General features: G+C 61.3%; 17 protein-coding genes, 2 pseudogenes and 1 riboswitch. Of the genes and pseudogenes, 10 read left to right on the forward strand and 9 right to left on the reverse strand.

What is annotated here, in order from left to right:
• Positions 1–416: 416 nt before the first annotated feature.
• The 4 genes from tauD to tauA all read right to left on the reverse strand — a co-directional run bounded on the left by tauD (position 417) and on the right by tauA (position 4,031).
• A complete protein-coding gene (gene tauD / locus PSCI_RS22135) occupies positions 417–1,250 on the reverse strand; it encodes a taurine dioxygenase (protein ID WP_045491109.1) in 834 nt (277 codons plus the stop codon).
• A gap of 14 nt (positions 1,251–1,264) precedes the next feature.
• Complete coding sequence (gene tauC / locus PSCI_RS22140) at positions 1,265–2,113, reverse strand: taurine ABC transporter permease TauC (protein ID WP_045491112.1); 849 nt, start codon at positions 2,111–2,113, stop codon at positions 1,265–1,267.
• A complete protein-coding gene (gene tauB, locus PSCI_RS22145; protein WP_045491114.1) occupies positions 2,110–2,904 on the reverse strand; it encodes a taurine ABC transporter ATP-binding subunit in 795 nt (264 codons plus the stop codon). The genes tauC and tauB overlap by 4 nt, the downstream gene beginning before the upstream one ends.
• 146 nt (positions 2,905–3,050) lie before the next feature.
• Positions 3,051–4,031 (reverse strand): taurine ABC transporter substrate-binding protein, encoded by a 981-nt coding sequence (gene tauA / locus PSCI_RS22150; protein ID WP_045491116.1) that lies wholly within the window; start codon positions 4,029–4,031, stop codon positions 3,051–3,053.
• A 342-nt stretch (positions 4,032–4,373) separates the two neighbouring features.
• Here tauA and PSCI_RS22155 point away from each other — a divergent pair, with 342 nt between their 5' ends.
• Complete coding sequence (locus PSCI_RS22155) at positions 4,374–5,729, forward strand: LLM class flavin-dependent oxidoreductase (protein ID WP_045491118.1); 1,356 nt, start codon at positions 4,374–4,376, stop codon at positions 5,727–5,729.
• 171 nt (positions 5,730–5,900) lie between these two features.
• Here the strand turns inward: PSCI_RS22155 and betA are convergent.
• Together betA and betB are read right to left on the reverse strand one after the other, a co-directional pair.
• A pseudogene (gene betA, locus PSCI_RS22160) lies at positions 5,901–7,580 on the reverse strand (choline dehydrogenase); the annotation flags it as partial.
• Between the two features lie 142 nt (positions 7,581–7,722).
• Positions 7,723–9,195, reverse strand: coding sequence for a betaine-aldehyde dehydrogenase (betB, locus tag PSCI_RS22165; protein WP_045491120.1), 1,473 nt, complete (start codon positions 9,193–9,195; stop codon positions 7,723–7,725).
• 539 nt (positions 9,196–9,734) lie between these two features.
• Between betB and PSCI_RS22170 the strand changes: the two genes are divergently transcribed.
• The 3 genes from PSCI_RS22170 (at position 9,735) to PSCI_RS22180 (ending at position 13,756) form a co-directional block, all read left to right on the forward strand.
• The gene (locus PSCI_RS22170; RefSeq protein WP_231906615.1) at positions 9,735–11,681 is read left to right on the forward strand and encodes a BCCT family transporter; all 1,947 of its coding nucleotides are present in this window, start codon (positions 9,735–9,737) and stop codon (positions 11,679–11,681) included.
• 237 nt (positions 11,682–11,918) lie between these two features.
• The gene (locus PSCI_RS22175) at positions 11,919–13,238 is read left to right on the forward strand and encodes an LLM class flavin-dependent oxidoreductase (RefSeq protein ID WP_045491123.1); all 1,320 of its coding nucleotides are present in this window, start codon (positions 11,919–11,921) and stop codon (positions 13,236–13,238) included.
• Between the two features lie 113 nt (positions 13,239–13,351).
• Complete coding sequence (locus tag PSCI_RS22180) at positions 13,352–13,756, forward strand: DUF2251 domain-containing protein (RefSeq protein WP_045491126.1); 405 nt, start codon at positions 13,352–13,354, stop codon at positions 13,754–13,756.
• A gap of 42 nt (positions 13,757–13,798) precedes the next feature.
• Here the strand turns inward: PSCI_RS22180 and PSCI_RS30265 are convergent, their stop codons facing one another.
• Complete coding sequence (locus PSCI_RS30265) at positions 13,799–14,662, reverse strand: methyl-accepting chemotaxis protein (protein ID WP_442965479.1); 864 nt, start codon at positions 14,660–14,662, stop codon at positions 13,799–13,801.
• Positions 14,654–15,643, reverse strand: a pseudogene (locus tag PSCI_RS30270) (HAMP domain-containing protein); the annotation flags it as partial. The gene PSCI_RS30265 and the pseudogene PSCI_RS30270, both read right to left, overlap by 9 nt.
• A 65-nt stretch (positions 15,644–15,708) precedes the next feature.
• A riboswitch (guanidine-I (ykkC/yxkD leader) is annotated at positions 15,709–15,809 on the forward strand.
• A 65-nt stretch (positions 15,810–15,874) separates the two neighbouring features.
• On the opposite strand from PSCI_RS30270, the gene PSCI_RS22190 reads away from it, so the two are divergent.
• The 6 genes from PSCI_RS22190 to uca all read left to right on the forward strand — a co-directional run bounded on the left by PSCI_RS22190 (position 15,875) and on the right by uca (position 23,723).
• Entirely contained in the window at positions 15,875–16,942 is a 1,068-nt protein-coding gene (locus tag PSCI_RS22190; protein ID WP_045491131.1) for a putative urea ABC transporter substrate-binding protein, read from the forward strand.
• Between the two features lie 13 nt (positions 16,943–16,955).
• Positions 16,956–17,771 carry an ABC transporter permease gene (locus PSCI_RS22195; protein WP_045491134.1) on the forward strand — a complete coding sequence of 272 codons (816 nt, stop codon included), beginning with the start codon at positions 16,956–16,958 and terminating at the stop codon, positions 17,769–17,771.
• Entirely contained in the window at positions 17,768–18,547 is a 780-nt protein-coding gene (locus PSCI_RS22200) for an ABC transporter ATP-binding protein (RefSeq protein WP_045491137.1), read from the forward strand. Before PSCI_RS22195 ends, PSCI_RS22200 begins: the two co-directional genes overlap by 4 nt.
• A 2-nt stretch (positions 18,548–18,549) precedes the next feature.
• The gene (locus PSCI_RS22205; protein ID WP_045491140.1) at positions 18,550–19,263 is read left to right on the forward strand and encodes an urea amidolyase associated protein UAAP1; all 714 of its coding nucleotides are present in this window, start codon (positions 18,550–18,552) and stop codon (positions 19,261–19,263) included.
• A gap of 9 nt (positions 19,264–19,272) precedes the next feature.
• Positions 19,273–19,899, forward strand: coding sequence for an urea amidolyase associated protein UAAP2 (locus PSCI_RS22210; protein ID WP_045491143.1), 627 nt, complete (start codon positions 19,273–19,275; stop codon positions 19,897–19,899).
• 209 nt (positions 19,900–20,108) lie between these two features.
• Positions 20,109–23,723 carry an urea carboxylase gene (gene uca, locus PSCI_RS22215; RefSeq protein WP_045491146.1) on the forward strand — a complete coding sequence of 1,205 codons (3,615 nt, stop codon included), beginning with the start codon at positions 20,109–20,111 and terminating at the stop codon, positions 23,721–23,723.
• 148 nt (positions 23,724–23,871) lie between these two features.
• Here the strand turns inward: uca and PSCI_RS22220 are convergent, their stop codons facing one another.
• Positions 23,872–24,507: a hypothetical protein gene (locus PSCI_RS22220; RefSeq protein WP_045491148.1), complete on the reverse strand. Its 636-nt coding sequence runs from the start codon at positions 24,505–24,507 to the stop codon at positions 23,872–23,874.
• Between the last annotated feature and the right edge of the window lie 162 nt (positions 24,508–24,669).

Consider the following 24,669-nt stretch of genomic DNA (forward strand, 5'->3'; position numbering starts at 1 on the left):
TAGCAAAGAAATGGATCCCGTTCGGATGACGAGCGGTCGCTGGAGGGTAGCCAGGGCAGGTGTAAAAGCTGACGAAAGTGTCAAAGTGCCGGGAAAACCGTAGCAAGCTGGCGATCTGACCGCTGGTCGGTTTTAGTTGGGCGAAGTGATGGTGTGGACAGGTGAAACGATTCAAAGCGAGGCTTCTGGATTGTGCCCTGCAGAGCGTTTGCAGGGCACCTTGGCGGTCAGGCCACTGGCATTAGCTTAAGTGCTTTATGGCCACGGTAGGAGCGACCTTGGTCGCGAAGAGGTCGGTAAAGTCAAAGCATTTGCTGCGAATGTGCCACCGTCTTCGTTGTGGTCCGGCACCCCGGAAAGCCAGCTCCCACCGGTCTAATTAACCAGTGTTGGTATTAGCCTGGTAGGGGAGTCCTTCAGAATGGCGCATCCCCCAAAATCGTGGCGCGATGCATGATGCGGCGTTGTGGGCGGTAGTCGTCGATGGCGAAGTGCTGGGTGATCCGGTTGTCCCAGAACGCTACGTCGTCCTTCTGCCATTGCCAGCGCACGGTGTATTGCGGCTGGGTGGCGTGGCTGAACAGCAACCTGAGGATGGCGTCGCCTTCAAGCTCAGGCAGCTCGTTGATCCGCGTGGTGAACCCCTCATTGACGAACAGCCCCTTGCGGCCGGTGACCGGGTGGGTACGCACCACCGGATGGCTGCTGGGCGGGTTGCGCCGCTTGGCTTCTTCGAAGCGCGACCGCTCCTCATCGGTCACGGCAAAGCGCGATTCAGGGAATGATTTGCTCAGGTCGTGGGTGGCGGTCAGGCCGTCGAGCAAGCGCTTGAGTGGCTCAGACAGCCCGTCATACGCCGCGCTGCTGCTGGCCCAAAGTGTGTCGCCACCGTAGGGCGGCACCTGTTTGGCACTGAGCACGGCACCGAGCGCCGGCGTTTTGAGAAAGCTGACGTCCGAATGCCAGAGCGCATTGTCACGCAGGTCGTTGCGCTCGGTGTCGAGGATCAGCACTTCAGGTTGCTCAGGCACATTGGGGTAGATCGGGTGGATATGCAGGTCACCGAAGTACGCGGCCAGCCGCGCCTGGGAAGCCGGCTGCAGCGGCTGATTACGGAAAAACAGCACCTGATGGTCAAGCAATGCCTGATGCAGCTGCTGGTGATGGTCGGCGCTCAATGGCAAGCTCAGGTCGACACCGGTGACACGGGCGCCCAGGGCCGGGCTGATGGGGGTGATTTGCAGGCTCATGCAGGTTCTCTCGTTCAATGGCCGCGCCCATGCCAGGGCACCAGCTTGCGTTGCAGGGCACGCAGGCCCAGCTCCATGGCGAAGGCGATCAGGGCGATCACCAGAATGCCCAGCACGACCACTTCCGTGACCAGAAACTGCGCGGCCGACTGGACCATGAAGCCCAGCCCGTTGGTGGCGGCAATCAGCTCGGCGGCCACCAGTGTCGACCAGCCAACCCCCAGACCGATCCGGATGCCGATCAGAATGTCTGGCAAGGCGGCCGGGAGGATCACATGGCGGATCAACTGCCGGCGGGTGGCGCCCAATGACTGCGCGGCACGCACTTTGGTCTGGTCGACGTTGCGCACGCCGGTGGCCGTGGCAATGGCAATCGGCGCGAAGATCGCGAGATAGATCAACAGCACTTTGGAGAACTCGCCGATACCGAACCAGATCACGATCAGCGGCAGGTAAGCCAGTGGCGGAATAGGCCGGTAGAACTCGATCAACGGATCGAGAATGCCCTGTGCTACGCGGTTATGGCCGATGGCGATGCCCACCGGGATGGCAAACACCACCGCTGCCACCAGCGCCAGGCCGATACGCTGCAGGCTGGCGCCCAAATGCTGCCAAAGGGTCGACTCCATGTATCCCTCGGTGGCCAGCAACCAGGCTTTTTGCAGCACGGCAGCAGGAGAGGGTAAAAACAGCGGCTCGATCAACTGTGCGGCAGTGACCGCCCACCACAGCGCCAACAGTGCGCTGAAGGTCAACGCCGAAATGGTCCGGATGCCCAGTCTTGCGCTTGCGCGGGGTGGATTGTCTGCCGACTGGGTGGAGGCTCGGGCCAGACTTTGCTGGCTGATCTGCGCGCCACTCATACGAGCTCCTTGCGCGCGCTGGCGCTGCGTTGTGAAAACACCCGCTCAAGCACGTGCTCGCGGGTGGCAATGAAGGCAGGGTCGGACTTGATCGCCCGGGCCGGCTCGCCAGCGGCGTAGCGCTGGCCAAAGTCGAGTTTCAGGTGCTCATCGATTCGGCCAGGCGAGGGCGCCAGCAGAATCAGGTCGGTCGCCAGGAATACCGCTTCTTCAATGTCGTGGGTGATCAGCAGCACCGGCTTGTGGGTGCGCTGCCAGATGGTCAGCAGCAGTTCCTGAACCTGTTCGCGGGTGAACGCGTCGAGGGCACCGAATGGCTCGTCCATCAGCAACACCCGTGGATCAGCCGCCAGTGCGCGGGCCAGCCCAACGCGCTGGCGTTGACCGCCGGACAGCTCCCAGATCTGCCGCGTTTCGAAACCAGCCAGGTCCACCAGTGCCAGCATCTGCCGGGCGGTCTGCTCGCGCTGGGCGCGTTCCACGCCGGCCAGTTGCAGGCCAAAGCCGACATTGGCCAGCACATCGAGCCAGGGCAGCAGGGCGTCATCCTGGAACACCACACCGCGCTCGGCGCCGGGGCCTTGTACCGGGACGCCATCGAGCGTGATCCGCCCGCTGCTGGGCGCTACGAAACCGGCGATCAGGTTCAGCAGGGACGTCTTGCCACTGCCCGATGGCCCAAGGGCCACCAGCAACTGCTGAGGACCGAGGGTGAGCGAGATGTCGGCCAGCACCGGCTCGGCGGCGCCAGGGTAATGAGCGCTGACGCGTTCAAGTTGCAGCAGGGCCATGGGGCCTCCCTTGTGATCGACTGGTTTGGCGGCTGAAGCTTCGCGGCTAAAGCTTCTTAGCTAAAGCTTCCCGGCTAAAGCCGGTCCTACTGGATAATGCCGATCAGTTAACGGACCGCGCTGCCCTTAACTGATCAGCATTAGTCCTACTGGATGTATTTGTCGCTGACGTAGGGGCTGTAGTCGCTGAGTACGGTCTCGACCTTGCCTTGTTGCTTGAGGAACGCGGCGGTCTTGGCCACGGCGTCGACCGTGCCGCCACTGAGCAATGCGGCAGAGCGCTGGGTCTGGGCGTCGGCGTATTCAGAGCCGGCCAGCAGATCGGGCACGTCTTCGGCGTTGGAGCCGGTCAGTTTGGCGATCTTTTTCACCTGTTCTGAATCAGCGGTCCATTTGGCCTTGTTGGCGGCGTAGTCAGCGAAAGAGTCGAGGGTGACTTTGGCGAATTTGGCCACCACTTCTGGATGTTTTTCGGCGTAGTCCTTGCGCGCCACCCAGACTTCGAAGGTGGGTGCGCCCCAACGGCCCACTTCTGCGGCATCGGTCAGTACCTTGCCGGTCTTGCGAATTTCACCCAGGGCCGGCGACCAGACAAAGGCACCGTCGATGTCGCCACGTTTCCAGGCGGCGGCGATTTGCAGCGGTTGCAGGTTGACCACTTTGACCTTGCCTTCCAGGCCCCATTGCTTGAGGGCGGCCAGCAGGCTGTAGTGCGAGGTGGACACGAACGGGGTGGCGATGGTCTTGCCGACCAGTTCCTGCGGGTTGTTGATACCACTGCCATTACGGACCACCAACGCTTCGGCGGAGTTGATCTGTGCCGAGACGATGAAGGCCACGATCGGCAGCTTGCGTGAAGCGGCGGCGGCCAGCGGGCTGGAGCCCAGGTTGCCGATCTGGACGTCGCCGGAGGCCAGCGCGGTCACCACTTCCGGGCCGCTGTTGAAGCGCCGCCAGTCGATCTTCTCGCCAATGGCTTTTTCATAGACGCCGTCAGCCTGCGGCACCTTGCTGGGGTCGACACCGGTCTGGTAACCGACCACCAATGGAGCTGCCTGGACATTCAAGGCCAGCAGAGAAGCTGCCAGCGCGGTGAGCAAAGGACGAATGAACGTTTTATGAGCCATGACGAGTCTTCTTCAATTCATGAATTTGGCTGGCGCCGCTGCATGTAAAGATGAAATGCAGGGCAATCACGGAGGGCTGGGCACGCTGCCAGGATCCGGCGAAGAGATATTGAAGTTATAAAAAATGCCAATCCAATAATTAATTGGAATTAGCTTAGAAAGTTCAGCTGCCCGGGCTCTGGCCCGCGGATGCCAGGCAGCGAGGCTGCGATGAAGGCCCCCCAATAGCCAGAATCATCACGTTTATTTATCATTGCGCGTTTTATATATTCGGCCCTGTTATAACCTTGAGCGCTAAGGATATAGCCGGTTGATCTGGGTCACATCGCTGCGGAACACCTTATGAGTCATACCCCCAAACACATGCGACTGGGCCTGTTCATTCAGGCCGCCGGTCATCACGCCTCTGGCTGGCGCTACCCTGGCGCGCAGAGCGGCAGCGAAAACTTCGCGCTGGTCCGACGCTTGACCGAAAGCGCTGAGCAGGCCTGCCTGGACCTGGTGTTTTTCGGCGACAAGCTGGTCACCGGCCCGCAGGAGCCGCCCTCAATGATCGTGCGCTTCGAGCCGCTGACCCTGCTCGGTGCGCTGGCGATGGTCACCGAGCGTATTGGCCTGGTCGCCACCGCCTCCACGACCTATGGCGAGCCTTACAATATTGCCCGGCAGTTCGGCACGCTGGACCATATTTCCAACGGCCGGGCAGGCTGGAACGTGGTGACCACCGGCTACGACAGCGCGGCGAACTTCAGCCTGGGCAAGCACCCTGACCATGAGCGGCGTTATGCCCAGGCCGAAGAGTTCGTTGATGTGGTGCGCGGCTTGTGGGACAGCTTCGAGGACGAAGCCTATGTGCGCGATGCGCAAAGCGGTGTGTACCTGGACAGCGAAAAGATGCACCGCCTGGATCACCAGGGCGAGTTCTTCAATATTGCGGGTCCGTTGAACCTGACCCGTGCGCCGCAGGGCCATCCGGTGCTGGTTCAGGCCGGCTCGTCAGGGCCGGGCATGGCGCTGGCTTCGCGGATTGCCGAGGTGGTATTCACCGCCCAGCAGGACCTGCCGAGCGCCCAGGCCTTCTACCGCGACCTTAAACGCCAGGCGGCCGGGCAGGGCCGTGACCCCGCCCACTGTGTGGTGATGCCCGGCATCATGCCGATCATCGGCCGCACCATGAGTGAGGCGCTGGAGCATTTCGAACGGCTGCAGCAGTGGAATGACCTTGACGCCGCGCTGGCGCTGGTCAGCGATCGGCTGGGGCATGACGTGCGCGGTTTCGACCTGGACCAGCCGCTACCGGAGCTGCCGCTACCGGAAAACATGAAAAGCCGTGCGCAGTTGCTGCTCGACATGAGCCATAAGGACGGTTTGACCCTGCGTCAGGTCTGTCACCTGGCTGCCGGGGCACGGGGGCACCGGATTGTGGTGGGCACCGCTCAGCAGGTGGCGGACGAGATGATTGCCTGGTTCGAGAACGAAGCCGCCGACGGTTTCAATCTGATGCCGGCGCATTTTCCTGAAGGGCTGGATGCTTTTGTCGAAGGGGTGCTGCCGATCCTGCGCCAGCGCGGGCTGTTCCGCGAGCGCTATGAAGGTCGCACGTTACGCGAGCATCTGGGATTGCCACGGCCGCAGTGGCGTAGACATCCTGTGAGCGACATTGGTCTGGGCGGCATACCGACGACGGGGGCGGTATAGGCCTTCCCGTAGGAGCAGCTTCAGCTGCGAAAGGCTTCGCAGCTGAAGCTGCTCCTACGGGGTTCCGTGTTTGCTACGCGACGCCGGGGTTTATTGGGTGACCGGCTCTGGCGCTACAACAGCTTCCTGCACTGCTTCCAGAGCCGGGATGCCGTCGGTGTGTTCAGTCTTGCGCATAGGCGCGCGACGTACCGGGGCGCCGTTGGCCTTGAAGTATTTGGCGTTGCTGCGCGGCAGCGGCTGACGACCACGGATGCGATCGGCGATCTTCTCGGCGAGCATGATGGTGGTGGCGTTGAGGTTGCCGGTGATGATCTCCGGCATGATCGACGCATCGACGACCCGCAAGCCTTGCAGGCCGTGGACACGGCCCTGGCCATCGACCACTGCCATATCGTCGGTGCCCATCTTGCACGAGCAGGACGGGTGGAACGCGGTTTCGGCGTGTTCACGCACGAACGCATCGAGCTGCTCGTCGGTCTTGACCTCCAGGCCCGGGCTGATCTCGCGGCCACGGTAAGCGTCCAGTGCCGGCTGGGCAATGATCTCGCGGGTAATCCGGATCGCATCACGAAATTCCTGCCAGTCCTGCTCGGTCGCCATGTAGTTGAACAGGATGCTTGGATGCTCGTGCGGGTCTTTTGACTTGATCTGCACCCGGCCACGGCTCAGCGAGCGCATCGAGCCGACGTGGGCCTGGAAGCCATGTTCCTTGACGCCGTTGGTGCCGTTGTAATTGATCGCCACGGGCAGGAAGTGGTACTGGATGTTCGGCCATTCGAACTCGGGACGGGTACGGATAAAACCGCCGGCCTCGAACTGGTTGCTGGCGCCGATACCGGTGCCGTTGAACAGCCATTCGGCGCCAATGGCTGGCTGGTTCCACCACAACAGCGAAGGGTACAGCGAGACCGGCTGGGTGCAGGCGTACTGGATGTACATTTCCAGGTGGTCTTGCAGGTTTTCGCCGACCCCCGGCAAGTCGTGGACCACCGGTACATTGTGTTTTTCCAGCAGTTCGGCCGGGCCGACGCCGGAGCGCTGCAGGATCTGCGGTGAGGCAATCGCGCCAGCGCACAGCAGCACTTCTTTGCGTGCCCAGGCTTCATGAACAGCGCTGCTGTCACCGATCAGGTAACGCACGCCACTGGCGCGTTTGCCGTTGAACACAATGCGGTCGGTCATGGCGTGGGTGACGATGGTCAGGGTGTCGCGCTGTTTGGCGGTGTCCAGATAGCCACGGGCGGTGCTGGCACGACGACCTTTCGGGGTCACGGTGCGGTCCATCGGACCGAAGCCTTCCTGCTGGTAGCCGTTGAGGTCTTCGGTGCGCGGGTAACCGGCTTGCACGCCGGCTTCGACCATCGCGGCGAACAGCGGGTTGTTGTTGGGCTTGGGCGTCGCCACGCTCACTGGACCTTCACCACCGTGCCAGTCGTTGGCGCCGATGTCGCGGGTTTCGGCCTTGCGGTAGTAGGGCAGGCAGTCCAGGTAGCTCCAGTCTTCCAGGCCCGGCAGCTGAGCCCAGCGGTCGAGGTCCATGGCGTTACCACGGATATAGCACATGCCATTGATCAGCGACGAGCCACCCAGGCCCTTGCCGCGACCGCACTCCATGCGCCGGTTATTCATGTGTGGCTCAGGATCGGTTTCATAGGCCCAGTTGTAGCGTCGGCCCTGCAGCGGAAAGGCCAGTGCTGCCGGCATCTGGGTGCGGAAGTCGAGGCGGTAGTCAGGGCCGCCGGCTTCGAGCAGCAGGACCGTGACACCAGGGTCTTCGGTCAGGCGAGCGGCGAGGGTGTTACCGGCCGAGCCGGCACCGATGATGATGTAATCGTATTCTTGGGACATAAAATGCGTCCTCTATCATGGGGCAATTGTAGGCGCGAGCTTGCTCGCGAAGGCGGACTTGAAGGCGCTAGAGATGTAGCGCCTGATACGGCCCCTTCGCGACCAAGGTCGCTCCTTGCGCGGTTACTCAATATCGCGTTGTTCAGAAGACGGACGCGTAGTCGCCCAGCTCGACTTGCACCGACTTGATGCGGGTGTACTGCGCCAGAGACGAAATGCCGTTTTCACGACCGACGCCGGACTGTTTGTAGCCACCGACAGGCATTTGCGCGGCCGACTCACCCCAGGCGTTGATCCAGCAAATACCGGCTTCCAGCTGGTGAATCACGCGGTGGGCGCGGGTCAGGTCCTGGGTGACGATACCGGCAGCCAGGCCGTAGTCGGTGTCGTTGGCGCGGCGGATGACTTCTTCTTCGCTGTCGTAAGTCAGGATGCTCATCACCGGGCCGAAGATTTCTTCGCGCACGATGGTCATCTCGTCGCTGCAGTCGGTGAATACGGTCGGCGCCACGTAGGCACCCTGTGCCAGTGCACCTTCAGTCAGGCGCTCGCCGCCAATCAGCAGCCGTGCGCCTTCTTCTTTACCCTTGGCGATGTAGCCCAGCACGCTTTCCATGTGCGCGAAGCTGACCAGCGGGCCGAAGTTGGTGGTCTCGATGGTCGGATCGCCAACCCGGATGCGTTTGACGCGCTCGACAATCTTCGCTTCGAACTCGGCCTTGAGCGCGGTCGGTACAAATACGCGAGTACCGTTGGTGCACACCTGACCGGAGCTGTAGAAGTTGGCCATCATTGCGATGTCGGCGGCCTTGTCCAGGTCGGCGTCGGCGAAAATGATCAGCGGCGACTTGCCGCCCAGTTCCATGGTCACTTCCTTGAGGCTCGAAGCCGACGCGCTGGCCATGACTTTTTTACCGGTGCTGGTGCCACCGGTGAACGAGACCTTCTCGATCTGCGGGTGCTCGGTCAGTGCGCTACCGACATCCCGACCGCTGCCGGTCAGGACGTTGAACACGCCATCGGGCAGGCCGGCCTGGGTGAAGATCTCGGCCAGTTTCAGGGTGGTCAGGGAGGTGACTTCACTCGGTTTGAAGATCATCGCGTTGCCGGCGGCCAGGGCCGGGGCAGACTTCCACAGGGCGATCTGGATCGGGTAGTTCCATGCACCGATACCGGCGGTGATGCCCAGTGGCTCGCGGCGGGTATAGACAAAGGATGTGTCACGCAGCGGGATTTGTTCACCTTCGATGGCGACCGCCAGGCCTGCGTAGTACTCCAGCACATCGGCACCGGTGACGATGTCGACGTAGCGGGTTTCCGAATAGGCCTTGCCGGTGTCCAGGGTTTCGAGCTGAGCCAGCTCGTCGTTGCGCTCACGCAGGATGTCCACGGCGCGGCGCAGAATCCGCGAGCGTTCTGTCGCGGTCATCGCGGCCCAGATTTTCTGGCCTTTCTCGGCGCTCTTTACCGCGCGGTCAACGTCAGCGGCAGTGGCGCGCTGCACCTTGGCCAGGACTTCACCGTTGGCTGGGTTGATGGCGTCAAAGGTCTCGGTGCCGCTGGCGTCGACATAACCGCCATCGATATAGAGTTTTTGCGTTTCAAAACGGGCCATAGGGTTCTCGCAAGGCAAATGGTTGATTGGCGATTCGCGTCCTGATCCAGATGCAAGGAGCCAGGACTCAGGCGCGATTTCTCATTCGTGCGGTGCAGTGCACCGGCGCATAGGGCCGCCAAAGGTCAGGCCATGGCTGGCCGTGATTAACGAAATTCAGCCTACCTTTTTTATATTGAACAATCAATCAATAACAAATAAGCTCTGCGACAATCTGCCGCTGCTGGCTGTTTCCTTGAACAGTCAAGCAGTCGCAGAGAGGCATTCCGTAAAGTTTGTGACAGGGCATGACGCCAGACGTTCGCGATATTTCGCTGCACGTTCGCTCAAACCCTGCCAGCGGCTCCCTATTCCCGATACCTGCGCAGACAGGTGGGAGCCGTGCGCCGCCTGATGCGCCCTGACTCATGGATGTCGGCACACATGGGCTGCCGGCTTTAGCCTGCGGCGTTATTCACCTCGCTCTGCCTTGGAGCCGTGCAATGAGTTCTGCCTCCCTGATAAAGGCTTCCACCGAGAAGCCAAGGGTCAACCGCGTGGTGTTCTTCACTTCGGCGCTGTTGGTCCTGCTATTGACTGCCTTGCTGATCGCTGCACCCCAAACCGCTGGCCGTGTGCTGGGGCAGGCCCAGGCCTGGCTGTCGCGCAATTTCGGCTGGTATTACATGTTGATGATTGCCGCTTACCTGGTGTTCGTGATCGGTATCGCGTTCAGCTCATTCGGTAAACTCAAACTGGGCAGCAAGGATGATCAGCCCGATTTCAGCTACGGCGCCTGGGCCGGCATGCTGTTCTCTTCCGGCATCGGCATTTCATTGTTGTACTTCGGCGCTTCCGAGCCGCTGGACCATTACTTCAATCCGCCCGAGGGCCCTGCGGCCAGCCTGGAGGCGGCGCGGCAGGGGCTGCAATTGACCTTTCTGCACTGGGGGCTGCATGGCTGGGCGATCTACGCGCTGGTCGGGCTGGCGGTGGCGTACTTCGCCTACCGGCACAACCAGCCGCTGGCACTGCGCTCGGCGCTGTACCCGCTGATGGGTGAACGTTGGGTCAAGGGCGTGGCGGGAGACACCGTCGACATCTTCGGCATGTTCGTGACCCTGCTGGGCCTGGTCACCAACCTGGGCATCGGTTCGATGCAGGTGGCCTCAGGGCTGGAGTATCTGTTTGGCATCGAGCACAGCAACAGCAACCTGCTGATCGTCATTCTGGTGATGAGCACTGTGGCGACCATTGCGGCGGTTTCCGGTGTCGAAAACGGTATTCGCCGCCTGTCGAACCTGAACATCGTGCTGTTCAGCAGCCTGTTGTTGTTCGTGCTGTTGGCCGGCCCCACCCAGTACCTGCTCAACGGCTTTGTGCAGAATATCGGCGACTACCTCAATGGCCTGGTGCTGAAGACCTTCGATCTCTACGTGTACGAGAACGCCGCCGCGCGCTCGGAGCGCTGGCTGGGACTGTGGACCGTGTTCTATTGGGCGTGGTGGATTTCCTGGGGGCCATTCGTGGGCATGTTCATCGCCCGAATCTCCCGTGGCCGCACGGTGCGCGAGCTGGTCGCCGGCGTGCTGTTGATCCCGCTGGGCTTCACCCTGGCCTGGCTGTCGATTTTCGGTAATACCGCACTGGACCTAGTGATCAACGGCGGCGCTGCGGAGCTGGGCAAGATCGCCGTGGAACAGCCGGCCATGTCGATCTATAAACTGCTGGAGTACTTCCCGGCCGCCAAGGTGGTGGTCGGGGTGGCAATTTTCGTCGGCTTCGTGCTGTTCCTGACCCCGGCCGATTCCGGTGCGGTGATGATGGCCAACCTTTCCTGCAAGGGCGGCGATGTGGACGAAGACGCACCGCACTGGATGCGCATCGTCTGGTCGGCGATCATCACCCTGGTGACCATCGGGCTGTTGCTGGCGGGTAACTTCGAGGCGATGCAGACCATGGTCGTGCTGGCGGGGCTACCGTTCTCGGTGGTACTGGCGGTGTTTATGTACGGTTTGTACAAGGCCATGCAGCAGGACCAGTTGCAGGAACAGACCAAAGCCGAACTGGCCGCTCGCGGGCGGCGCGGTTTTGCCGAGCGGTTGGGCCAGATGGACCTGCAACCTAACCAGGCCACGGTGCAGCGCTTCATGGATCAACACGTCAGTCCCGCGCTGAAGGACGCCGTGCTGCAATTGCAGGAGCGGGGTTTTGAGGTGGTCAGCCGGGTAGGGCAGTCGCGCTCGATGATGGGTTTGCGCATTGATCTGGAGGAGGGCAACCCGTTCGTTTACGAAGTCAGCCTGGATGGTTATCTGGCGGCACCGAATGACCTCGGCAGTGACGGCGACAGTGAGCCACGCAGGCGTTTCTACCGGGCCGAGGTGTATCTGTTTACCGGCAGCCAGGAGTACGACCTGATGGGCTTTACACAGGAGCAGATCACCCAGGACGTACTCGATCAGTTCGACACCCACCAACATCGCCTGGACCGGGTGTATACCTGAGCCGTAGGAGCGGCTTCAGCCGCGAAGGCTTCAAAGCTCAAGCGTATAGCCGCCTGGCCGCTCCTACGAGGTGGCGCCAATCATTTGATGGAAATCAAATGATCAATCATTCGCATGATTTGGAATTAGATTATGTCCAAAGCGAATTTCACACGATCCCGGCAAGTGGTTAGCTTATAACCATATCGGTTATTCAGAGCGATCCAATAGATCGCCAGACGCAAGGGATCGGACACAATGAGCAAGCGACAGATCAAACTCGGCGCCCTGACCATGGGTTGCGGCGGGCCGGGCAAGCACAACCTGTGGCTTGATCCGCAGTTGCCGGCCGATGCCAGTGTGAACATCGACTGGTACATCGACATCGCCCGCCAGGCAGAAGCCGCACTGTTCGATCTGATTTTCATCGTCGACAGCCAGTTCATCACTCCCGGCTCGCCCTCGCATTACCTCAACCGGCTGGAACCGCTGACCCTGTTATCAGCGCTGGCGGTCAGCACCAGACACATCGGCCTGGTCGGCACCCTGACCACTTCCTATAACGCGCCGTTCAACGTCGCCCGGCGTCTGGCGTCGCTGGACCTGATCAGCAAGGGCCGCGCTGGCTGGAATGTAGTTACCAGCGGCGACGCCGGCACCTCAGGCAACTATGGGCTGGACGAGCACTACGACTACGACACCCGCTACAGCCGCGCCCAAGAGCACGTCGAGGTGGTGCAAAAGCTGTGGCACTCCTATGAGGACGATGCCTTCACCCGTGACCGCAGCACAGGCGAGTTTCTCGACACCAGCAAGCTGCACGCCCTGCATCACAAAGGCGAACATTTCTCGGTGGCCGGGCCGCTGAACATCCAGCGTTCGCCGCAGGGCCAGCCGGTGATTTTCCAGGCCGGTGACTCGCAGCAGGGCCGCGAGCTGGGCGCCGCCACGGCGGATGTGATTTTCACCCACGCCGCCAGCATCGAGCAGGGCCAGGCGTTCTACCGCGATATAAAAGAACGTGCCCGGCGCCTGGGGCGTGACCCCGAGCAGATCCTGATCCTGCCGGGCGCCGAGATTTACGTGGGCGATACCGACCAACACGCCCGGGAAATCGAGCGCCACTACCATCAGCAAGACCACAGCTTCGAACTGGCGCTCAAGGAGTTCGGGCGTAACTTCGGCTGGCACGATTTCAGTCAATACGACCTCGACGCGCCATTCCCGCAAGAGAGCCTGGAATACGCGCGCAGCAGCTTCTTCACCAACGCCAAACGGATTGCCGATCAGGCTCGGGAAAAGGGCTTCAGCTTGCGCCAGGCTGTGGAGTTTGGCCGACAACTGCGGCCGGGGGCGTTTGTTGGCTCGGCTGAAACCGTGGCGGCGAAATTGACCGAATGGTTCGAGGCGCGTGCGGTGGATGGCTACAACATCTATATCGGCCATCCGGGGCAGTTCAAGCGCTTCACTCAGGAGGTGATTCCGCTGTTGCAGGAGCGCGGGGTGTATCGCCGCGAATATGAAGGCAGCACGTTGCGCGAAAGCCTGGGGCTGGAGATTCCGCAGTTCAGTCGCTGATCAGAAGCACTGCACCGCTGTGGCAGCGACCTAGGGCGCGAAAGGGCCAGTAAGGGATAAAAATCCTCCGCCGATGGTCAGCATGTCACTGACATTTTCGAAGGAACAGTCTCATGACGATCTACCTGGCTGGCGAAAGCACCTTGCAGGTTGGAACCCCTTTGGTCCTTGAAGCGCCAGCGCAGGAGGGGCCGTATGTGGTGGTATTTGAAGACGATGAGGACACAGGCTACTTCTACGCCTTGGACACCAGTGCTGACGGCAATCCGATTCAGGATGCCTTGCATATCTATAACGTCAGCAATGTATCTGACCGTAATCAGCCATCGACAGTGAAAATCGGCTGGTCCACCGACCATCGCAAGGCGGTGCTGCTGATCAATGATTATCCTCACGCGATTTTCGATTTCGACAGCAAACAGGGTTATTGCCGCAGCGGTTTCCCGGAGCCGGCGGGTAACGGTTGGTCGCAGAAGGGGCACGATTGGGATGACGAGGCGCTGAATCTTTTTGCCTGAGCCTTTTGGCCTTACCCCCGGCGCACGGCGTCGCCGGACCATTCAAAGCCGGAAACGCATCACGCTTGCCTGCATCCCCTCAGCAATATTGCCCAGCCGCTGGGCAGCGGCAGCCAGGTCATTCATGACCTGGGTGTTGTCGTGTGCCATGCGGGCGATCAATTCGACCTGTTGCGCAACCTCCTGACTGGCCCGGGATTGTTCGGTGATGGTCTGGGAGATTTCTTCGACCACAGTCGCCGACTGACGCGCGCCCTGACGAATCTGCCTGATCGAATCGCCTGCCTGCGTGGCCAGTGCCACACCTTCACGTACCCGAGAGACGCCGGTCTGCATGCTGTCGACCGCCTGGCCGGTGCTTTGCCGGATGCGCTCGATCATTGCGGTGATTTCCCGGGTCGATTGCGCGGTACGTGCAGCCAGACCGCGCACTTCGTCCGCCACCACGGCAAAGCCTCTGCCGGCTTCACCGGCGCGGGCCGCTTCGATGGCGGCATTAAGCGCGAGCAGGTTGGTCTGTTCGGCGATGCTGTTAATCACCTGGATGATCGAGTGAATCTCTTCCGAACTCTGGCCCAGCGCCGTGATGGTTTCTGAAGAACGGTTGACCGCTACGTCGATACCCTGCATGCCGTCCACCACGTTGAGAATCACGTCGCCGCCGTCACTGGCCAGGCGTTCAGACTGGCTGGAGAACGACTGTGCATCCCGGGCATGCTCAGCGATCCTGGTGATGTTGGTGATCATCTGTTCAGTTGCCGCGGCCATGCTTGAAGCGCTTTGCGACTGCTGGCTGGCGCGCTGTACCAGGCTGGTAGAGGACTGTCCCAACTCCTGGACGACACTGTGCAGCAGCTGGTTTTCCTGCTGAATTGCCTGGATCATCTGCCGCAGGTTATCGCGCATCTCAGCCAATGCACGCAGCAGCCGTCCGGTTTCATCGCGGTCGTGTGCGTCAATTTCGCCGGTGAGGTCGCCCTGGGCAATGCGTTCGGCAATACGCATGGTGCTGCCCAGTGGCCGCAGCACCGAACGCAGCAGTTGTAGCGTGCACAGCAACATCACCACAGTGACCAGAGCGATCCCGCCGCTCAGGACGGTGACGCTCTGCTGCAGCGCAGCGCGGCTTTGTTGCCGGGTGGCGTCGGCATTGTTGCTGATCAGGTCGCTGAGTGCTGAATTGCGCTCTTCAAGCTCCTTGAACGTATTCAAAAACGATGGCAGTTGCGCGCGTGCCTGCTCAGGCGACTCCAGTGCCAGACGAATGATCGAAGTGGCACTGTTTATATACGCTTCGAGGAGCGGTTGCAGGTCACCGATCGCCTGCTTCAGATCGGCATCAAGGGGCAGGGCGAGGTTGTTCTGGACCACGGTACGGAACCACTTCGCATGCTCATCGAGGTCGGCCAGCACCTGCTCCACTTCGGCCTTGTACTGACGATCGACCAGCAGCGCCGCCAGCACATCGGCACGCAGGGCATCGTGCATCATGTCGCCCTCCATATGATTACGAATCGCGGTCAGGCTGTCGTCATTGCGGGTCAGAGCGGTGTTCTGGACATGCTGCCCGAGCAGCCCGGCGGCACCGAGTAACCAGACGGCGAGAGTGCCGACCAGGCCGAAACCGATAATCTTCTGGCGAATATTCATGATGCGACATCCCTGATTCAGCAGTTTGAGCCAAGCATAGATTGTGATGGGCGGTATTGTCTTGTAGCGCGGCGCAGCACTCAGGCCAAGCAACGCCCTAATGGAGTGCGGTGCGCCCCACACGAGCGCACAGGCCCTGCGTGATCGCTTGCCAGAAAACCGCGCAGCGACGCTCGTGTTGGCCCGTGAGGGCCGACTGGCAAGGCTGCCAGGCTGATCAAAGCGCCTGCCCGACATGTTGGCACGCCTCTGGCATTAGCCTTGGTGTGCGGGAGTAGCGCGAGCTATAGCACCAAAATCTGAAAATGGTTGGCTAGGGTTCCGGCTTGCGAAAGCGAGCGTCAGGTCCGAGAGCTGACGACCTCCAGTTGAGGTTACACGGCGGGATAAAAGCCCGGGAGACAGACCACCTGATGCAACGGGTGTCGCGCTGCTCCTTGTCCGTCCACAGTCAACTGGAGTCCCTCCATGCGAAAGTCATTTGTTAGCGCTGTTCTGGCCGCAAGCCTTGTGCTGTTCGCCAGCCCTCATTCCAAAGCCGCGGTCAAAACCGACTTCGACATCTGCTGGACGATCTATGCAGGCTGGATGCCTTGGGAATATGCCGCCTCTGAGGGCATCATCAAAAAGTGGGCCGACAAATACGGCATCCACATCAAGCTCACTCAGGTTAACGATTACGTAGAGTCGATCAACCAGTACACGGCTGGCCAGTTCGATGGCTGCTCGATGACCAATATGGACGCATTGACCATTCCGGCCGCGGGCGGCGTCGACAGCACCGCGTTGATCGTCGGCGACTATTCCAATGGTAACGACGGTGTGGTGCTCAAGGGCAAGGGCAAGACGCTGCAAGACCTCAAGGGCATGAACGTCAATCTGGTCGAGCTGTCGGTTTCCCATTACTTGCTCGCCCGGGGCCTGGATACTGTCGGGCTCAAGGAGCGGGACCTGAAGGTCATCAATACCTCCGATGCCGATATTGCCGCTGCCTTCGATACCCCTGATGTGCAGGCGGTGACCACCTGGAATCCGATGCTGGCCGAGATCACCGCCAAGCCGGATGTGACCCAGGTGTTCGATTCCAGCAAGATCCCCGGCGAGATTCTGGACCTGTTGGTCGTCAATACCCAGACCCTGCAAGACAACCCCGCGCTGGGCAAGGCCCTTACCGGCGCCTGGTATGAAGTCATGGCCTTGATGGCCAGCCAGTCAGCAGAGCAGCAACGCGCCCTGGAACACATGGCCAAGGCCTCCGGCACCAGCCTGGACGGCTTCAAGAGCCAGCTTGCCACCACCCACTTGTTCGCCACCCCCCAGTCGGCCCTGGCATTCGTGCGCAGTCCGGAACTCGCCAACACCATGCACAAGGTTGCTGCATTCTCCTTTGACCATGGTTTGCTGGGCGACGGCGCCGTAGACAGCGGCGCCGTGGGGATGAGCTTTGCCAGCGGCCAGGTGCTTGGCAACCAGGCCAACCTCAAGCTGAGGTTCGATCCGGCCTACGTGCAGATGGCTGCTGACGGTTCGCTTTGAAAAGGGGCACATCATGCGTTTGATCAATCGCCACCCGGACCGCCCCTCACGCATGCTGCTGATGCTGCTGCCTTTCGTGTTGGTGCTGTTTGCCTATTTTGTCAGTTCAGCCCAGCGGCTGGCTGACAATCCCAATGACAAATTACTGCCTGGCGCAGCGCAGATGGGCGCAGCGATCGAGCGGGTGGCTTTTGTCGAGGACAAACGCAGCGGTGAGTACCTGCTCTGGCAGGACACCGGTTCAAGCCTCAAGCGGCTGGCCACGGGCCTGGCGATCAGTGCGGCGCTGGGGCTGTGCCTGGGGATTGCCTCCGGCGCCTTGCCCATCTTCGGCGCCTCGTTGTCGCCGCTGCTGGTGGTGATGTCGATGGTGCCACCGCTGGCGATCCTGCCGATCCTGTTCATTGTCTTTGGCCTGGGCGAGCTGTCGAAGGTGATGCTGATCGTGATCGGCATCACCCCGATCCTGGCCCGGGATCTGGAGCAGCGGGTCCGCGAAATCCCGGCGGAGCTGCTGATAAAGGCGCAAACCCTGGGGGCGACCAGCTGGACGCTGATCCTGCGGGTGGTCTTGCCGCAACTGTTACCCCGGCTGCTCATTTCGCTGCGGCTGGTGCTGGGCTCGGCCTGGCTGTTTCTGATCGCCGCTGAAGCGATCGCCTCGGAAGATGGCCTGGGTTACCGGATTTTTCTGGTACGGCGCTACCTGGCGATGGACGTGATTTTGCCCTACGTGGTGTGGATCACGCTGCTGGCCTGGCTGACCGACTGGCTGCTCAAGACCCTCACACGCCGGGCTTTCCCTTGGTATGAAGGGGCACGCCCATGAGCTTTATCGAAGTCAGCAATGTCTGGCAGCAATACGGTGAGCATGTCGTGCTCGAAGGCCTGAACCTCAGTATTGCCGAAGGTGAGTTCTGCACCATGGTGGGCGCCTCGGGCTGTGGCAAGTCGACCTTCCTGCGCATGCTGCTGGGCCAGGAACGGCCGAGCCGGGGGCAGATCCTGCTCAACGGCCAACCGCTGGTGGCCGAACCCGATTCCAGCCGGGGCGTGGTTTTCCAGCGCTATTCGGTGTTCCCGCATCTGAGTGTGCTGGACAACGTGGCGCTGGGCCTTGAGCTGCCCCGTGCGCCCTGGCTGGGCCGCCTAGTGGGGCGGGCAAAGCGTGAAGCCCGTGAGCAGGCTGCGCAACTGCTGGCCAGGGTGGGACTGACCCATGCCCAAGACAAGTACCCCAGCCAGTTGTCCGGCGGCATGCAGCAGCGTCTGGCGATTGCCCAGGCGCTGATCATGAAACCCAAGGTGCTGCTGCTCGACGAGCCGTTCGGCGCGCTGGACCCAGGCATTCGCAAGGACATGCATGCCTTGCTGCTGGAGCTGTGGCAAGAGACCGGGCTGACGGTGTTTATGGTGACCCATGACCTGAGTGAAGGGTTCAGCCTCGGCACCCGCCTGCTGGTCTTTGACAAGGTGCGTCTGGACCCACATGCGCCCACGGCCTTCGGCTCGCGGGTGACGTATGACCTGCCGCTTAACAGCCAACGCACCAGCGCCATGTCGGGCTTTATCCCTGAATCCTTATCGCTGCACACAGGAAGCTAATCATGTCTTACACACAGACCATCGCAGAAGACCTGCTGCCAGGCGGCGGGCATCTGTCATTTGTGCTCAAACGCGGGCAAGTCGTGCGGTTTACCGACCTTGAGGGTGGCGCCAATGTCAGCCTGATGCTGTTCAACGCCCATGAGAAAAGCGAGCGGCTGAACCTGCCCGATTCCCTCAAATGCCAGCACACCGCAAAGCTGACCCGCGGCCATTGCCTGTATTCAGACATGGGCCGGGTACTGGCGGCGATCACTCAGGACAGCACCGGCTGGAGCGACAGCATCGGTGGCGTGCTCAACGCAGACGAGGTGCAAGAGAAATATGGCGTCGGCCGCTACCAGGAACTGCGTAACGGTTTTTACCGCAACGGGACCGACAACCTGCTGGTGGAAATGGGCAAATGGGACCTGCAACTGACCGATCTGACCATGCCGCTGAACCTGTTCAGTCGTGTTGAGGTGGACGAGCAGGGCGGGTTGCACTTCGCCCAGGGGCATTCGCAAGCCGGCGATGTCATTGAACTGTATGCGCCCATGGACACGCTGTTTGTGGTGACCGCCTTGCAACACCCGATGGACCCGGCACCTGTGTACGCGCCCAAGCCGGTCCAGCTCACGTTCGCCAACGCTGACGAGTCGGTGGCCGAGCATTGCCGCACCTCGCGTCCAGAGAACGAGCGCGGCTTTATCAATACCCATCGCCTGTTTGCTTGAGGACTTGCCATGACCCGTAACCTGCAACCCGACACCGCTGCTTTCAGGGCAACCATTGCTGCCGGTGAGCCATGGCTTGGCGAAGTCAAGGCCGGGCAGACCCTGCGCATTCTTGACCTGGAAGGCAATCAGGCAATCGATACGCTGTTCTACAGTACGGCCAACTCCCGCGAGCGCTACGACGTGCAGCGCACGCTGCGCAAGCAGGCAAACGTCTATCTGGGCGAGGGCAGCGTGCTCTACTCCAACCTGGGCCGGCCGATGCTGACCATCACCCAGGACAACTGCGGTCGCCACGATACCCTTGGCGGCGCCTGCGCCCAAGAGAGCAACACGGTGCGCTATGCCCTGGAAAAACGCCACATGCACAGTTGCCGCGACAACTACCTGCGTGCCTGCTGCCATGATGGCCGGCTTGGCAAGCGCGACATCGCGCCGAACATCAACTTCTTCATGAACGTACCGGTGACACCTGACGGTGGCCTGACGTTTGAAGACGGCATCTCGGGGGCAGGCAAGTACGTGCAACTGACGGCGCAAATGGATGTGATGGTGCTGATTTCCAACTGCCCGCAGCTCAACAACCCCTGCAACGGCTACAACCCGACCCCTGCGCAGGTGCTGATATGGAACTGAAGCCACTGCTTGCGCGTATCCGCCTGTGGCTGTTCAAGGCCTGTGAGATCCGCGCCGGCCAGTATCGAGGCGAGCCGCCCAAGGCCCCCGACAAGCATCGCTGAGTGGCTAAAGACCTTTCTGTCCGGGGACGACCCCAGGACTTCTTACAACTGCGGGACGGCCCGCAACCCAGTCGAGGCGCTTATGGACCTCCAGGGGACGTTGTCATGTTCGAATCGTTGCTCATCGCCAACCGTGGCGCCATCGCTTGCCGCATCCTGCGCACCTTGCGTGAACTGAATGTCAAAGGCGTCGCTGTCTATTCAGAGGCTGACCTCGCCAGCCGCCATGTATTGGAGGCTGACCAGACCTTGAGCCTGGGGGAGGGCGCAGCGGCCACTACTTATCTGGCCGTCGATAAAATCCTGGCGGCTGCTCAGGTGAGTGGCGCCACCGCGATCCACCCCGGTTACGGCTTTCTTTCCGAAAATGCCGCCTTCGCCGAAGCCTGCGAAGCGGCTGGCGTTGCCTTTGTAGGGCCGACGCCTGAGCAATTGCGGCTGTTCGGCCTCAAGCACACCGCACGCGCCCTGGCACGCGAACAGGGCGTGCCGCTGCTCGAAGGCACCGAACTGCTGGACACGCTGGAGCAGGCACTGCTTGAGGCGCAGGCGGTTGGCTACCCGGTCATGCTCAAAAGCACCGCCGGTGGCGGCGGCATCGGCATGCGCGTGTGCCGCGACAGCCAGCAACTGAGCGAGGCGTTCGAGACAGTCAAACGCCTGGGCCAGAACAATTTCAGTGACGCCGGTGTGTTCCTTGAAAAATACATCGAGCGTGCGCGGCACCTTGAGGTTCAGGTGTTCGGTGACGGTCAGGGTGATGTGCTGACCCTGGGGGTACGTGACTGCTCCATTCAGCGCCGCAACCAGAAAGTCATCGAAGAAACCCCGGCGCCCAACCTGCCGCAGGGCATGGAGCAGGCACTGTGTGACGCCGCTGCGCAACTGGCCAAGGCCGTTAACTACCGCAGCGCCGGCACGGTTGAGTTCGTCTATGACAGCGATGCCGGCTGCTTCTACTTTCTGGAGGTCAATACCCGGCTGCAGGTCGAGCATGGCGTCACTGAGCAAGTATGGGGCATCGATCTGGTGAGCTGGATGGTGCAACTGGCCGCCGGCGAACTGCCGCCCCTGAGCGAACTGCGCGAGCAACTGACGCCGACCGGGCACGCCATTCAGGCAAGGTTGTATGCCGAAGATCCTGGCAAAGACTTTCAGCCAAGCCCAGGCTTGCTCACCTCGGTGGCCTTTCCTGCAGCGCACGGGCGCGCCTTGCGGATCGACACCTGGGTCGAGGCTGGCTGCGAAATCCCGCCGTTTTTCGACCCCATGATTGCCAAACTCATCGCCTGGGCCCCGGACCGCGAACAGGCACGTACCGGCCTGCAACGTGCGCTCGGCGAAACCCGCCTGTATGGGGTAGAAACCAACTGTGGCTATCTGGGCGAAATCCTCGCCAGCCGGCCGTTTGTGACGGGCCAGCCATGGACGCGATGCCTGGAAGCGCTTGTTTACCACCCGCACACCTTCGAAGTGGTGGTCGGCGGTACCCAGACCAGCGTGCAGGACTATCCCGGCCGGCTGGGCTATTGGGCGGTGGGCGTGCCGCCTTCCGGTCCGATGGACAGCCGCGCCTTGCGCCTTGGCAACCGCCTGCTCGGCAACCCGGAGGGGCTGGCAGGTCTGGAGATCACCATCAATGGCCCGGTACTGCGCTTCAACACCGAGGCGGTGGTGGCCGTCACTGGCGCGCCACTGCCGGTTACCCTGGATGGCGAAGCGGCGCCGATGAACACGACCATCCATGTCAAGGCCGGCGCGGTGCTGACCCTGGGCGCCGTCAGCGGGGCGGGCGCGCGCAGCTACCTGACCCTGCGCGGCGGAATTGACGTGCCGGACTACCTGGGCAGCAAAAGTACCTTCACCCTCGGCCAGTTTGGCGGCCACGGGGGGCGTGCGCTGCGGGCAGGGGATGTACTGCACATCACGGAGCTGAGCGACTCCAGTGCCGGCGCGTCTCTGCCGCGACAACCCGCCTTGCCTGCGGTCCGTGCCATCCGGGTGATCTATGGTCCGCATGGGGCGCCGGAGTACTTCACCGAGTCGTACATGGACCGGTTCTTCGCCACCGACTGGGAAGTGCACTTCAACTCCAGCCGCACCGGCGTACGCCTGATCGGCCCCAAGCCTGAATGGGTGCGCAGCGACGGCGGCGAAGCGGGCCTGCACCCCTCCAATATCCACGACAACCCATATGCCATCGGCGCAGTGGACTTCACCGGCGACATGCCGGTGATCCTCGGCCCGGACGGTCCGAGCCTGGGTGGCTTCGTCTGCCCGGTGACCGTCATCGAAGCTGACCTCTGGCAACTCGGCCAGCTCAAGGCCGGTGACAAGCTGCGTTTCATCCCGACCGACGTTGTGCAGGCCCGCCAGCTGGCAACCCGCGAATTGCTGGAGGTGCCGCCGGCCGTTATCGGCGAGGTGGCGACCGCCGTGCTGGCATCGCCGATTGTGCTCGACATTGGTGAGTCCGACACCCGCCTGGTCGCCCGGCTGGCCGGCGATACCCATCTGCTGCTGGAAATCGGCGGTCCGGAACTCAATCTGGTATTGCGCTTTCGCGGCCATGCGCTGATGCAGGCACTTGAAAGCCTGGCGCTGGACGGCGTGATCGATCTCACCCCCGGTATCCGTTCACTGCAAGTGCACTACCAGCCAGAGCAGGTGAGCCTGGAGCAACTGCTGAGCGCAGTGGCTGGCGAGTGGGACGCGGTCTGCGCCGCTGACGACCTGCAAGTGCCCTCGCGCGTTGTGCATCTGCCGCTGTCCTGGGATGACCCGGCGTGCCAGCTGGCCATCGAGAAATACATGACCACGGTGCGCAAGGACGCCCCATGGTGCCCCAGCAACCTGGAATTCATCCGCCGCATAAACGACCTGCCGGATCTGGACGCCGTGCAGCGTACAGTCTTCGAGGCCAGTTACCTGGTCATGGGCTTGGGCGATGTGTACCTCGGCGCGCCGGTGGCCACACCGCTGGACCCGCGTCACCGGCTGGTGACCACCAAATACAACCCGGCCCGCACCTGGACCGCCGAAAACTCGGTCGGAATCGGCGGTGCCTATATGTGTGTGTACGGCATGGAAGGGCCGGGGGGCTATCAGTTCGTCGGGCGAACCCTGCAGATGTGGAACCGCTACCGGCAAGTCGCAGCGTTCAACGGCAAGCCCTGGCTGCTGCGCTTCTTTGACCAGATTCGCTTTTACCCGGTCACGGCTGACGAGTTGCTCACCATCCGGCGTGACTTCCCGCTCGGCAGGTTTGACCTGCAGATCGAAGAAGGGGAGCTGCGCCTGTCGGATTACCAGGACTTCCTGGCGAAAGAGGCCGACGGCATTGAAGCGTTCCGCGAGCAACAACAGGCCGCCTTCCGCGCCGAGCGCGAACGCTGGATCGCCAGCGGCCAGGCGCATTTTGACAGCCAGGAGGAGGTGGCCGAACTCACCCAGGACGACGTCCTGGAGCAAGGCTGCTCAGGCGTCGAAAGCCCGATAGCCGGCAACCTCTGGCAAGTGCAAGCCACGCCGGGAACGCACGTGGAAGCTGGGGACGTGCTGGTGATTCTGGAGTCGATGAAAATGGAAATACCGGTGCTGGCAAGCTGCGCCGGAATCGTGCGGGAGGTGCTGGTGAGCCCTGGTAGTGCGATCCGTGCCGGCCAGCGAGTGGTGGTGATTCAGGAGGCTGAGGCTGGAAAAGTGCCTGAAAGCGCTTGAGTTGGACGGCGTATGAGGAGTAGAGAACAGGCTCGAAACTCATCGCTGAATGCTGCTTAATATAACTCAACTAAATGTTTCTTTAGTTGAGTTATGTGTCGTACGCATATTTCAGAGGGCAGGGGGCAACCCCCTGCATCTGTCGATCTTACTTGCCAAACAGCCTTTCGTGAACCCAGCCATTGTTGGTCAAGATAAACGCACGGGTCTCCTTGATCGGCGTGTCTTTGCTCGAAACCATCGGGCCCAGCTCGCGATTCGTCTCGACAACAGCCTGATCACTCGCCCATTTGGGCAGATCGTCCACCCGGTAGGTATAAGTCACGCGGGAGATCTTCTGGCCCATCATGTCGCCTGGCTCGCTGAACTGCTCGATCTTGGTGACTTTGGCCTTGCCAATACACAGGCCAGGGGCCGTGGAGCCATCACGCAGCTTCTGGGCATCAGCCTTGTAGTACTTGCGACCTTCGTCGGTCAGATCATAGGAGTATTGCACCTGGGTACGCGCCGACTGAAAGATCGAGGCTGGAATCTCTTTGCGGGATAACTCAACTTCCTTGAGCACGCCAGCGCCCGCCAGTGCATGCAACATCTTATTGCTGTTGCCGATATCGAACTCCTTGGACTCGGTCGGGAATGCCGACATCAGAAAGCACTTCGGATACGCCGTATCGAGCCAGGCCTGTGTGGCTTTCTCGAAGTTGCTCTCGGATGCTTTCTTGGGATCAGAACAGCCGACCAGTGCAGTGGCCAAAATTACCAAGGGGAAAATTTTTCTGTGCATCGAATTGCGTCCTTAAAAACTTGAACAGACGGCATCCATCCGAAATTGGAATTGCCGAGCCGGTTTCGATTCGATCAAGCGCGATTGGTTCGATGGCAGATGAGGTGATGCTGGTGATTGTGGAGACAGGCAGCTGCCTGGGAGGCTTGCAAGGTTGGTGAC

The sequence above is a fragment of the Pseudomonas sp. StFLB209 genome, from assembly GCF_000829415.1.
Classification (GTDB): domain Bacteria; phylum Pseudomonadota; class Gammaproteobacteria; order Pseudomonadales; family Pseudomonadaceae; genus Aquipseudomonas.